Source organism: Ancylobacter radicis (genome assembly GCF_018449475.1).
Taxonomy (GTDB): Bacteria; Pseudomonadota; Alphaproteobacteria; order Rhizobiales; family Xanthobacteraceae; genus Ancylobacter; species Ancylobacter radicis.
In genome coordinates, this window is the sequence record NZ_JAHCQH010000015.1 from 71,313 (window position 1) to 83,395 (window position 12,083).

A 12,083-nucleotide genomic window follows, 5' to 3' on the forward strand; every position below is an offset into this window, starting at 1 on the left:
TTGGGTAGGCCCGTCATGGCCGGACTTGTCCCGGCCATCCACGTCTTCGCGCGGGGAGGAAGGCGTGGAAGCCCGGCCCTTCGGCCGGGCATGAGGGTTGGGCCTACGTCAGGGTGTCAGGAACGACTTCTTGATCGAGGCGCCCATCGTGTATTTCGGGTCGACCATGTTGCCGAGCCGCACCCGGCCGCACTGGGTCAGCAGCATGTAGGCGTCGATCTCCTCGAAGCCGTAATCGGCCGCCATCCAGCGGATCAGGTCGCGATAGGCCATGCGGGCGGCGTCCTCCAGCGGGCGCGAGGCACCGATCGACATGATGAAATCCTTGGTCTCCAGTCGCGGGATCTTCACCGACCAGCCCTTGATCAGGTCGATCTGCAGGGTGGTGACGGTCGGATGCTCGATGGCGACGCCGCACAGTTCGCCGTCGCCCTGCGCGGCGTGGCAGTCGCCGAGATAGAGCAGGCCGCCCTTGATGTTCACCGGGAGATAGATCACCGCGCCGACGCCGACATCCGGCAGGTCCATGTTGCCGCCGAAATAGTCCGGCTGCAGAGCGGTGATGGCCTCGATCTCCGGCGACGTACCGATGGTGCCGATGAACGGCTCATAGGGCAGCGTGATCTTGTCGTTCCACTTCGTGCCGTTCTCGTCGATGTGGAGCTTCTTGACCCGCTCGGGCAAAGCCGGGCTGATCATGGCGGTGTCGTGGGTGGGAACGAGCCCGCCGAATTCCGGCATGATCACCGTGGTGCCGCGCGGCTGCGGGCCACGGGGCACGATGCTCTTGATATAGACCGCGAGCGTATCGCCCTTCTCCGCGCCATTGACGAAGATCGGCCCGTTCTGCGGGTTGAGATAGGGGAAGTTCAGGATCTCGCTCGGCTTGTCGGTCTCGGACTTGATCTGGCCCTCGAAAGCGTCATGCGTCTCGGCCGAGACCACCGCGCCGGGGTCGACGGTGAGCACCGGGTCGACATAGGGGCCGTAGACGTAATGATACTTGCCCTGCGACGCCTCGGTGATGGCGTAGGTCTCCCCCGCCTGGCCCTTGGCGAGGCCTTTGCGGGACATGATGGAATTTTCGAGCCAGGACATTCGGTTTCTCCTTTTGGCTGTCTCGGTAGGACGGCGGTGCTCAGACCGCGAGATGGCGGCGCATGGCGGCGCCGTCGGCGAGCCCGTCGCGGTCCAGCTCGGCGACGATGCGACCCTTGTCCATGACGTAGCAACGCTGGGCCATGGCGCGGATCATGTCGATGTTCTGCTCGACCAGCACGATGGTGACGCCGGTGGTGCGGTTCAGCTCGACCATGATGCGGGCGATGTCCTGCACAATGTTGGGCTGGATACCTTCGGACGGCTCATCCAGCAGGATCAGCGCGGGGTCGGCGATCAGCACGCGGCCAATGGCGAGCTGCTGCTGCTGGCCGCCGGACATGGTGCCGGCGCGCTGGCCCCAACGCTCGCGCAGGATCGGGAAATAGTCGAGCACGCGGTCGCGGTCGGCTTGCGTCACCGCGCGCTTCAGCATGGCGCCGACCGCGATGTTCTCGGCCACCGTCAGGCGCGGAAACACGTCGCGGCCCTGCGGCACATAGCCGACACCGAGCCGGGCGCGCTTGTGGGCGGGCAGATGCTCGACCGCCTCGCCGCGATAAATGACCGACCCGTCCATGACCGGGACGAGGCCGATCAGGCTTTTCATCAGCGTCGACTTGCCGACGCCGTTGCGCCCGATCACGGCGACGATCTCGCCCTCGCGCACGGTGAGGTCGAGGCCCTGAAGGACCGGCTTGCCGCCATAGCCGGCGCGCAGTCCGAGTGTGGAGAGCAGGACTTCCTTACGCATGTGCAGCCTCCGGCGCATCCGTCGACGGGGTGCTTTGACCGAGGTAGATGGCGGCGACGCGCTCATCGGCGACGATCTCGTCGATGGTGCCCTGCGCGAACACCTGGCCGAGATGCAGCACCGTGACCTTGTGGGCGACCTGCCGGACGAAGGCCATGTCGTGCTCCACGGCGAGAACCGTCATCCCGTCGGCATTCAGCCGCTGGATCATATCCCCCGTGGCACGGGTCTCATCGGGCGACATGCCGGCGGTCGGCTCGTCGAGCAGCAGCAGGCGCGGCTTGAGGCTGACCGCCATGCCGATCTCCAGCCACTGCTTCTGGCCGTGACTGAGATTGCCGGCAAGCTGCTTTGCTTCGCCTTCGAGCTTGAGGAAGTCGAGCAGCCGGTCGATCTCGGCATGGAGCGCCGCCGGCGGGTAGTGCTGCTGCATCGCGATTTCCAGATTCTGCCGCACGCTCAGCGCCTTGAAGATGCCGGGCACCTGGAACTTCACACTCATGCCGCGCCGGATGCGCTTGTAGGATTTCAGCGCGGTGATGTCCTCGCCGCCGAACAGAATCTGTCCGCTGCTCGGCTGGTGCTCGCCGAGGATGAGACGGAACAGCGTGCTCTTGCCGGCGCCGTTGGGGCCGATGAGGCAGTGGATCTCGCCCGGCTCCAGCGCGAGGTCGACATTGTTGGTGACGTGCAGGCCGCCGAAATGCTTGTTGAGCGCGCGCGCTTCGAGAAGGGCCATCACGCGTCTCCCCGCTTGCCGAACAGGCGGCCGATGCGGCTTGCGCCGGACAGGATCAGCCCGCGCGGGGCGATCAGCACGGTGAGCACCAGCAGGATGCCCATCACCACCAGCGCATACTGGCTGCCATGGATGGTCAGCGCCTGGAAGGCGGAGAGCACGACCAGCGTGCCGATCAGCGTCGAGGTGATGTCCGACCGGCCGCCGACCGCGACCCAGACGATCGGCAGCGCCGCCGCCGTCATGCCCATGCTGGAGGGCGTGATGTACTGGCCCCAGGTGGTGTAGAGCACGCCCGACAGCCCGGCGAGGGCCGCGCCAATGACGAAGGCGCCGAGCTGATATTTGCGGATGTCGTAGCCGAGCATCTCGGCGCGCTCCGGGTTCTCGCGGATGGCGACCAGCACATTGCCGAAGGACGAGTTCACCAGAATGCGCAGCAGCAGATAGACTAGCACGAGCAGGCCGAGCACGACGTAATAGAGCTGCACATCCGGGAACAGCACGATGTCGCCGCCGGGCCACGGAATGGTCAGGGGCGGCATGTTGCTCATGCCGTTGAAGCCGTTCAGCCGGGCGCTGCCGATGCGCCATTCCGGCCCCGCCGTCTGCGCCATGAAGCGTTCCAGCACCAGCGTCACCGACAGCGTGACAATGCCGAGGAACACGCCCGATATGCGCCCGAAGAACAGGAAATAGCCGAGCAGCACCGCGAACAGCGCGGCGATGGCCACCGCCAGCACCACCGCGACCAACGTGAAGCCATAGGCGGCGCCGAAATTGATGGTGAGGATGCCGTAGCTGTAGCCGGCGATGCCGAAGAACGCCGTCTGGCCGAAGGAGAGCGCGCCGCCATAACCCCAGATCAGGCTCAGCCCGAGCGCCATGAACACCCAGGTGAAGAAGTACACCGTGTTGCCCACCGTGTAGCCATCGCTGAACTGCGGGTAGAGGCAGGCCCCCGTGAGCACGACGAGGAAGCCGATCCAGAAGCCCGGTCCGCGGCCGATGGTCTGCGGGCCTTCCAGCCGAGCGAAAAAGCGAGTGAGAGCGTTCATTGATTCCTGTCCCCGGCTCAGGCGCGTTCGCGCAGCAGGAAGCCGGAAATGCCCTTGGGCAGAACCCGGATGACGATGATGACCGTGACCAGCAGGCCGATCTGGCCGAACAACTGCCCCTGCCAGGAGGTCATCACCGATTTCACCACCGCCAGCACGGCGGCGGCCGGCGCGGTGCCGAGGAAGACGTCCGCCCCGCCGACGACGACGGTGACGAAGGCTTCCATGATGAAGGTCGTGCCCATGGTCGGCACCAGCGTCATGGTCGGTGCGTAGAGCCCGCCCGTGAGCCCCGCCAGTCCCGCGCCGAGAGCGAAGGTCAGGCTGTAGACGAGGCGGGTGTCGACGCCGAGCGCGGCGGCCATATGCGGTACCTGGATGGTGGCGCGCGCCATCACGCCGAAGCGGGTCCAGTTGAACAGCGCGTAAAGCCCGGCCAGCACCGCCAGCGCCATGAAGAACAGCACGAGGCGGTAGAGCGAGTAGGAATAGCCGCCCATCTGGAAGCTGCCGAACGGCGTGCCGACCCCGGCCATGGTGGAGCCGAGCAGGATCAGCGTGCCCTGGGTGGCGATCAGGCTGAGGCCCCAGGTGGCGACGATGGTGTCGAGCGGGCGCTCATACAGATGCCGGATGACGATGAGCTCCACCAGCGCGCCGACCATCGCGGAAACGATGGCACCGCAGGCGATGGCGAGCGGCAGCGGCAGCCCGGTATGGGCGACCGAGACCGTCACATAGGCCCCGCACATGATGAATTCGCCATGGGCGAGGTTGATGACGCCCATCATGCCGAAGATCACGGCGAGCCCGCAGGCGGACAGCACGAGAAAGGCGAAGGCATCGCCGAATTGGTACAGGGCGGAAAAGGCGAGTGTCCCGACATCCATGTGCGGTGGGGCCCATTAGCTCGACGACGAAAAGGAAGGGGATCGCCCCGGCGCAGAGGGGGTCATAGCCGGGGCGATGTTGGCGGATGCCGCCGAAGGGGAAGCGGCATCCGCGAAAGGTCAGCCCGCGATCAGGGCTTGGGCGGCGGATTCGAGGGCGTGTACTGCGCGCTCGGGTCGCTCTTGGTCAGGTCGCAACCGGCTTCGCCCAGCCAGTAGGGCTTGATGTCCTCCCACACCTTCGGGAAGGTGATGGAGTGATCCGCGCCCACCTTCGCCAGATAGATGGTGTGCGACATGTGTTGGCTCTTGGGGTCGAGGCAGACCTTGCCCTCGGGCGCGTCCATGCAGACATCGCCCTTGGCGATCTCCTTGCGCAGGTCGTCGCGCTTGGTCGACTTCGCGCGCTCGACCATCTGCTTGTAGAGATAGACGGCGAGATACGAGTTCTCGGCCTCCTGGTTCACATAGGGCTCGTCCGGGAACTTCGCCTTGAACTTGGCGAAGAACGCCTTGGAGGCCGGCGTGTCGATTTCCTCGATGTAATTGGTGGTGACGTACATGTCCTTGAGCGATGGCGGCTTGAAACGCTTGTGCTCATAGCCCTGGCCGACATTCACCGAGGAGGCCATCGGCAGGTTCACGCTCGCGGCAGCCGCCTGCTCGTAATAGGAGGCCTGCGCGGTGCCGACGAGCAGCGTCACCACGAAATCGGGCTTGGCCTTCTGGATGTTCTGGATGTTCTGCGAGAACTGCGACACGCCGAGCGGGATGAAATCCTCGCCGACCATTTCGCCGCCATTCTCCTTGACGATGTTGCGCACCCATTCGGCCGAGATCTGGCCGAAATTATAGTCGGCGGCGAGCGTGTAGACCTTCTTGCCGTACTTCTCCATCATCCACGGGATGAGGGTGGAGAACTGCTGCTCGGGCACCGCGCCGGTGACGATCATGTTGGCGTCGCAGACGCCGCCTTCATACTGGTTGTTGTAGAAGGCGAGGCCGTCGAACTGGTTGACGATCGGCCGGTAGGCCTCGCGCGAGGCGGAGGAAAAGCCGGCGAACACCGCGTCGACCTTGTCGCGCTGGAGCACGCGGCGCATGAACTCCTGGTAGCGGGTGTTGTCGGACTGGGTGTCGTAGATCACCAGTTCGAGCGGGCGGCCATCGATGCCGCCAGCCTTGTTGATTTCTTCCGCCGCCAGCTGGATCGCGTGGACCTTGCCGATGGTGGCGGCGGCGAAGTCGCCGGACTGGTCTTCCAGAACGCCGAGCTTGATCGGGTCGGCCGCAAAGGCCACCCCGCTGCCGAGCACAAGCGTCCCCGAGAGGGCTGCGGCACGCAGCCCCCGCATGATCTTCCCAGACATATGGTCTTCTCCTCTGTGGGTTTATTTCCGGTCGGCGCGCGGCAGGGGTAGGGCCTGTTCGTGCGCCGTCGGGTCGGGCGTTGTCGCCCTGCTGCGCAGATACTGCTCGCAGTAATCTTCGAGGTTCAGCCGCGCGCGCATGCTCTCGCGCCGCAGCCGGTTGTAGGCTTCGTCGTCATCGACCCCCGCATCCGTCATCAGGGCTATGATCGCCTTGACCACCGAGCGACGGCCGCGGCGGCGACGTTCCATATCCTCCAGCCGGCCATGCATGTCGCTGCGCAGCAGGAACTGGTTGATGCCGAGGAACAGCGCCGTGTAGACGGCGGCGCCATGCACGGGCTTGCGCAGGAACGCGGTCGCCCCGAGATTGATCAGGTTCCTCAGCCGGCTCGGCGCCTCGACACCGACCAGCCCGATGACCGGCACGCGCGGCAGCCGGGAGACTTCATCGGGCTCCGGCGTTCCCGTGACGTCGAGATCGCCATCGATGAAGACGATGTCGCGCTCGGCATTGAGGGGGCTGAAGTCGATCTCCGCCCGCGCATCCACAATTTCAGGATATTCCGCCGTAACGCCAAGCTTGGCGAGCGTCATATCGAGGGACACCACCGCGCTGCGATTGGCCGTGACAATAAGCGCCCGGCCGCCATTGAAGTTCTGAAGCAGGCGAGGAGCCATCATCTTACCACTCTCAGATTTGGAGTTCGGGAAGAGACTGCGTAGCGCGGAGACGAGGTGACGAGGTAAGGGTCGGGCCGCACGGGGGCCGGTTCTTCGACAATGATGTCGAAGCGCGCTTTTTCCGTGGAGCGGCCGATGCGCGGCGTCAGCCATGCATGCAGCGTCTGCGGGTCGATCCACACATCGCCCTGGGGAGCCTGGAGGCGCTGTCGCGTCACCGCCTGCTTCACCGCGGCCACTTCGTCCGTGCCCGCATCGTGCAGCGCCCGCAGCAGCAGCTTCACGGCAATATAGGAGGCTTCGGCGTCGGCCGAGGTCGAGGGCCCCTCCGGGAAAGCGGCGTCATAGGTGCCGGTGAAGACGGCATTGGCGGGGTTGTCGAGCGTCGAGAAATAGACGCTGGACGACAAATGCCCGTCGACGGCCTCCTCGCCGATCTCCTCCAGTTCCGGCTCGGACAGCGTGCAACTGGCCACCGGGATAGACTTGGCCTGGTCGATGCCCCGCTCCTTGCAGGCGGCACGGAACAGCCGGAAGAAGGCATAGGCGCTGGTGCCGATCAGATTGTTGAAGACGAAATTCGGCCGCGCCTCCAATATCGCCTCGACAACCTGCTGAAGCTCGGTGTCGCCGATGGCGGCATAGCGTTCGGCCAGCACCTGCCCGCCCTGCGCGGTCATCGCCTCGCGGAAGATACGGTTGTTCTCCCACGCCCAGATGTAATTGGAGCCGACGCAGAAGGCGCGGGGACCGACATTGGCGAGCATATGAGCGACCAGCGGCAGGACATGCTGGTTCGGCGAGGCACCGGTATAGATGACGTTGTTGGAGCTTTCGAAGCCTTCATAATGCGAGGGATACCAAAGCAGCGCGTCGTGCTTCTCGAAGCACGGAATGACTTCCTTGCGGCTCGACGAGGTATAGCAGCCGACCACATGGCGGATGCCCGACGCGATCAGTTCCTGGCTCAGCTCGGCATAGCGGTTGAGATCGCCGCCCGGATTGACCACGACCGGCTCGATGGTGAAATCCGCGCCCAGAGCCGCACTTTCGCGGCACGCCAGCAGCGCACCGTTCAGCATCGAGCGCGCCACCACGGCATAGGGCCCGGTGGTTGAGAACATCACTCCGATGCGATGATGCGTCGACGACATTGTTCAAGCCCAAAATAAAAAAACGCCCGCCGGCCGATATGCCGTGGGCGTCGCTGCCGCCAGCCTGACAGGTGCTCGATCGCACATGCTCGCTGGAAATAATGCGTTGAATGGCGCGTTAGTGGGCAACTTTGCCCGGCGCCGTAAAAATAGGCTCGCGCGGAACGCGGGACTTGTCAAGCACTAAGTCGCCACCGCAACGCGCCGCCTTGCGCTCCTGCGGATCGCGTCCTTGAAAGCGACTTCTGCGCCGGCGCCGCGCCGCCCTCACCCGCGCCGCGCGCCCTCGACGATGCCCAGCACCGCCCCGGCGATCGCCTCGGCGCGGGCCGTGAGCGGGCCGGGCAGCCGGCCATAGAGCGCGAACACCGCCGGCTGCACCACGCAGCCGAGCGCCATGGCGGCGGCGAGCGTCGCGCGCTCGGCCTCCAGCCCGGCGCCGCGCATCAGCCGCGCCACCGCCTCGACCACATTCGCCTCCGGCGTTTCCGGCACATAGGTGAGATGGTCGTGCTGGTGGATCAGCAGATAGGCGAACAGAGCCGGCTCGGCATCGAACAGCCGGCAGGCAAGACCGACCACGGCACTGATCTTCTCCGCGAGCGTGCCCCCGCCCGCATCCACCGCGCCGATCTCACCGGCCAGCGCGGCATAGCGGGAGAGAAACAGCTCGCGCGCCAGTTCCTCCTTGGAGGGGAAATGCCGGTAGAGCGCGCCTTCCGAGAGCCCGGTGGCCTGTGCGATGTCGCGCACCGAGGTGCCGTCGACCCCCTTCTGGGCGAACAGGGTCAGCGCCTCCGCCTCGATCCGCGCGCGCGTCACCGTGCCGTCGCGCCCGCGCCGGGCGGCGGGCGGCACGGCACGGGCCGGCGGACGATGGGAGGGCGCCCTCACGAGACCGCCCCCGAGGCACTCCCCGACGCCGCGTTGCGCGCCGCGATCATCTCCAGCGCCATCACCCGCGCGCGGGTGAAGTCCACCTTGCCGGTGCCGAGCAGCGGCAGGGAGTCCATGAGCAGGATCTCGGCCGGGATCATCAGCTCGGTCACGCCGATCTCGCGGCCATGGGCCTGCAACGCCGCGCGGGTGAGATCGGTCGCGGTGGTGAGCAGGAGGATGCGCTCGCCGCGCTTGGCATCGGGAATGGCGACGGCGACATGCTCGGCATCCGGCCGCAGCGTGGCGACCATGGCGTCGATGGCGGCGAGCGAGATCATCTCGCCGGCGATCTTGGCGAAGCGTTTGACGCGGCCGCGAATGGCGACGAAGCCTTCCTCGTCCAGCGCCACGATGTCGCCGGTGTCGTACCAGCCCTGTTCCGGCGGCTCCAGCACGCCCGGCGCCTCGGGGCGGATATAGCCGAGCATGATGTTCGGCCCGCGCACGCGCAGCCGCCCGCCCTCCTCGATGCCGGCCATCGGCTCCAGCACATGGTCGATGCCCGGCAGCATCCGGCCGACGGTACCGGCGCGGTTGAACATCGGTGTGTTCACCGCGAGCACCGGCGCGCATTCGGTGACGCCATACCCTTCCAGAATGCGGTGGCCGAACTTCTCCATCCACATCCGCCGGGTTTCCGCCTTCACCGGCTCGGCGCCGGCCACGACGAAGCGCAGCGAGCGGAAGTCGTAGGGGTTGGCGGTGCGGGCATAGCCCATGAGGAAGGTGTCGGTGCCGACGATGGCGGTGGCGTTGGTGGCGTAGACCAGTTCCGGGATGATCCGGTAGTGCAGCGGCGAGGGGTAGAGATAGGTCTTGAGGCCGGACACCATGGGCAGGATCAGCCCGCCGGTGAGGCCGAAGGAGTGGAACACCGGCAGCACGTTGAACATGATGTCGGCCGGCGAAAAGTCGATCCGCGCCGCCACCTGCGCGACATTGGTCAGCACGTTGCGGTGGGAGAGCACGACGCCCTTGGGGCTGCCCTCCGAGCCCGAGGTGAACAGGATGAAGGCCGGCTCGTCGGGATGGGCAGGCTTCGGGTCGGGCAGCGGCAGCAGCGCCTTGAGCTTGTCCGCGCTGGTCACGCTCGCGCGCACCTCTTCGGTCAGCAGCACGCGCACATGCTTGGCAAGCTCCGCGACTTCCGCCTCCAGCCGCGCCTTGTCGATGAAGGCCTGCGAGGCGACGACGATCTTCACCTGCGCCGCCTTGCAGGCCGCGACGAGGTTCACGGCGCCGGCGGTGTAGTTCAGCATCACCGGCACGCGGCCATGGCGGGACAGGCCCATCAGCACCACGGCGATGCCGGCCGCATTGGGCAGCAGCACGCCGACCTTCTCGCCGCGCTCCGTCACCGCCGCCAGCTTGTCGCCGAGGATGCGCGCGCCGAGAATGAGCTTGCGATAGGTGAGCGCGGTGCCGAGCGGGTCCTCCACCACCAGCCGCCCCGTGCCGAGCCGCTCGCCGGCCTCCTTCACCGCCTGATAGACGGTCTGGTTGGTGTGCGAGGTCTCGAAGACGAGATCGGACATGATGTCGTAGAGCGCCGCCCCCGCCGCGCGCCGCCGCTTGCGGCCGAACAGTTCCGGGTCGATCTGGATGCGCCGGGGCGGGAGAATGGTGACGCGCACCTTGGGGAAGAGGCGCTTGCGCGTCTGGTCCGGGGTGAGGCGGGAGAAATAGGTCTGCTCCAGCCCCTCGATGCGCACCGGCACGACGGGCGCCTGCGCCTTGTCCGCCACCAGCGCCGAGCCGTCATAGATCTTCATGATGGAGCCGGTGACGGTGATCCGTCCCTCCGGGAAGATCACCAATTGCTCGCCTTGCTGGACGAGGCGGATCAGGTCGCGCGTCGCCAGCGGCCGGGTCGGATCGAGCGGGAAGGCCCGCACCAGCGAGAGGAAGGGCTTGATCCACCACCGCTCGGCGATGCTGGCATCGACGGCGAAGATCGGGTCATGGTCGAGCAGCGCCATGATCAGCGGCGCGTCGAGGAAGCTCACATGGTTGATGGCGATCACCGAGCCGGGCCCGGCGGCCTTCAGATGCTCGGCGCCCTTCACCTCGACGCGGAAGGCGACGCGGAAGACGAGGCGGATCAGGTCGCGCAGCACATGGCCGCGAAAGGCCCGCGCCGTGAGGAAGGCGGCGATCAGCGTCGTGGCGCCGATCAGCGCCAGCAAAGCGGGAGCGCCGACTCCCGCCGCTTGCAACCCGGCGACCACCACCGCCCCGGCCGTCATGAAGGCGGCGTTCAGCACATTGTTGCCGGCGATGACGCGGGCGCGGCGATCCTCGCCCGCTTCCGCCTGCACGAAGGCGAAGGTCGGCACGACGAAGGCACCGCCCGCCGCGGCAAGGCCGATCAGCCCGAAACCGGCGAGCAGCCCCTCTTTCGAGGTGAGGAAATCATACCAGCCGATCGGCTCCACCGTCGGGGTCAGCGCGGCGAAATGGGCGCCGAGGAACAGCGCGAAACCCGCCATGACGAAGCCGGCGAAGGGCACCAGCGCCAGCAATATGCGCCCTTCCGAGAGCTTGGCGGCCAGCGTCGAGCCGATCGCGACACCGACGGTGAACAGCATCAGGAACAGCGTGACGACGCCTTCCGTGCCGCCGATATCCTCCTTCACCAGCGTCGGCAGCAGGGCCAGCACGACCGCGCCGACCAGCCAGAACCAGGAGACGATCAGCGTGCCGCGCCAGATGGCGGGCGTCGTGCGCAGCTCGGAGATCAGCGCCACCGTGCTGCGCCAGATGTTGCGGTCGATCTTCAGGTCGGGCGCGCCCTCCAGTGTCGGCGGGATGGCCCGCGCGCTCAGCCAGCAGATCACCGCGAAGACGAAGGTGAAGCCGGCCACCGCCCAGTCATGGGTATGGGTGATGGCGATGGCGCCGCCCACCGTGCCGGCGAGGATGGCGGCGAAGGTCGCCATCTCCACCAGCGCATTGCCGGAGACCAGTTCCTCGCGGGCGAGATGGTCGGGCAGGATGCCGTATTTCACCGGCCCGAACAGCGCGCTCAGCGTACCCATCAGGAACAGGCCGATGAACAGCAGCGGCAGCGAGCCGAGCACGAAGCCGGAGGAGGCGACGAGCACGATCCAGATCTCGGCGAATTTCAGCCGGCGGGCGATCAGCGACTTGTCGTAGCGGTCGGCCAGTTGCCCGCCGAGGCTGGAGAACAGAAAGAAGGGCAGGATGAACACGCCGCCCGCCAGCGTCACCAGCGCCCCGCCGGTCTCCGCCGTCGCGGCGAGGCCGTAGAGGATGAGCAGCGCCATCGCGTTCTTCACGAAATTGTCGTTGAAGGCGGAGAAGAACTGGCACCAGAAAAGCGGCGCAAAGCGCCGTGACGTCATCAGCCGGGTGAACAAGGCGGAGCCTCCCGCGT

Annotated in this window: 10 protein-coding genes; all 10 read right to left on the reverse strand. The window is 66.5% G+C overall.

The window, feature by feature from the left end; translation table 11 throughout:
- Window positions 1-108 precede the first annotated feature (108 nt).
- Window positions 109-1,098, reverse strand: coding sequence for an acetamidase/formamidase family protein (locus KIP89_RS06460; protein ID WP_213754601.1), 990 nt, complete (start codon window positions 1,096-1,098; stop codon window positions 109-111).
- A gap of 40 nt (window positions 1,099-1,138) precedes the next feature.
- Window positions 1,139-1,852, reverse strand: coding sequence for an ABC transporter ATP-binding protein (locus KIP89_RS06465; protein ID WP_213754602.1), 714 nt, complete (start codon window positions 1,850-1,852; stop codon window positions 1,139-1,141).
- A complete protein-coding gene (locus KIP89_RS06470) occupies window positions 1,845-2,591 on the reverse strand; it encodes an ABC transporter ATP-binding protein (RefSeq protein ID WP_213754603.1) in 747 nt (248 codons plus the stop codon). The genes KIP89_RS06465 and KIP89_RS06470 overlap by 8 nt, the downstream gene beginning before the upstream one ends.
- Complete coding sequence (locus KIP89_RS06475) at window positions 2,591-3,649, reverse strand: branched-chain amino acid ABC transporter permease (RefSeq protein ID WP_213754604.1); 1,059 nt, start codon at window positions 3,647-3,649, stop codon at window positions 2,591-2,593. The genes KIP89_RS06470 and KIP89_RS06475 overlap by 1 nt, the downstream gene beginning before the upstream one ends.
- Window positions 3,650-3,666: 17 nt before the next feature.
- Window positions 3,667-4,539 carry an ABC transporter permease subunit gene (locus tag KIP89_RS06480; protein ID WP_213754605.1) on the reverse strand — a complete coding sequence of 291 codons (873 nt, stop codon included), beginning with the start codon at window positions 4,537-4,539 and terminating at the stop codon, window positions 3,667-3,669.
- Window positions 4,540-4,670: 131 nt separating this feature from the next.
- Window positions 4,671-5,909 (reverse strand): urea ABC transporter substrate-binding protein, encoded by a 1,239-nt coding sequence (locus tag KIP89_RS06485; protein WP_213754606.1) that lies wholly within the window; start codon window positions 5,907-5,909, stop codon window positions 4,671-4,673.
- A gap of 21 nt (window positions 5,910-5,930) precedes the next feature.
- Window positions 5,931-6,590 (reverse strand): ANTAR domain-containing response regulator, encoded by a 660-nt coding sequence (locus tag KIP89_RS06490; RefSeq protein ID WP_213755399.1) that lies wholly within the window; start codon window positions 6,588-6,590, stop codon window positions 5,931-5,933.
- Window positions 6,590-7,747 carry a transporter substrate-binding domain-containing protein gene (locus KIP89_RS06495; RefSeq protein WP_213754607.1) on the reverse strand — a complete coding sequence of 386 codons (1,158 nt, stop codon included), beginning with the start codon at window positions 7,745-7,747 and terminating at the stop codon, window positions 6,590-6,592. Before KIP89_RS06495 ends, KIP89_RS06490 begins: the two co-directional genes overlap by 1 nt.
- 267 nt (window positions 7,748-8,014) lie before the next feature.
- Window positions 8,015-8,641, reverse strand: a complete 627-nt coding sequence (locus KIP89_RS06500; protein WP_369807060.1) for a TetR/AcrR family transcriptional regulator — start codon at window positions 8,639-8,641, stop codon at window positions 8,015-8,017.
- Window positions 8,638-12,066: an acyl-[ACP]--phospholipid O-acyltransferase gene (locus KIP89_RS06505; RefSeq protein ID WP_213754608.1), complete on the reverse strand. Its 3,429-nt coding sequence runs from the start codon at window positions 12,064-12,066 to the stop codon at window positions 8,638-8,640. Before KIP89_RS06505 ends, KIP89_RS06500 begins: the two co-directional genes overlap by 4 nt.
- Window positions 12,067-12,083: the final 17 nt, after the last annotated feature.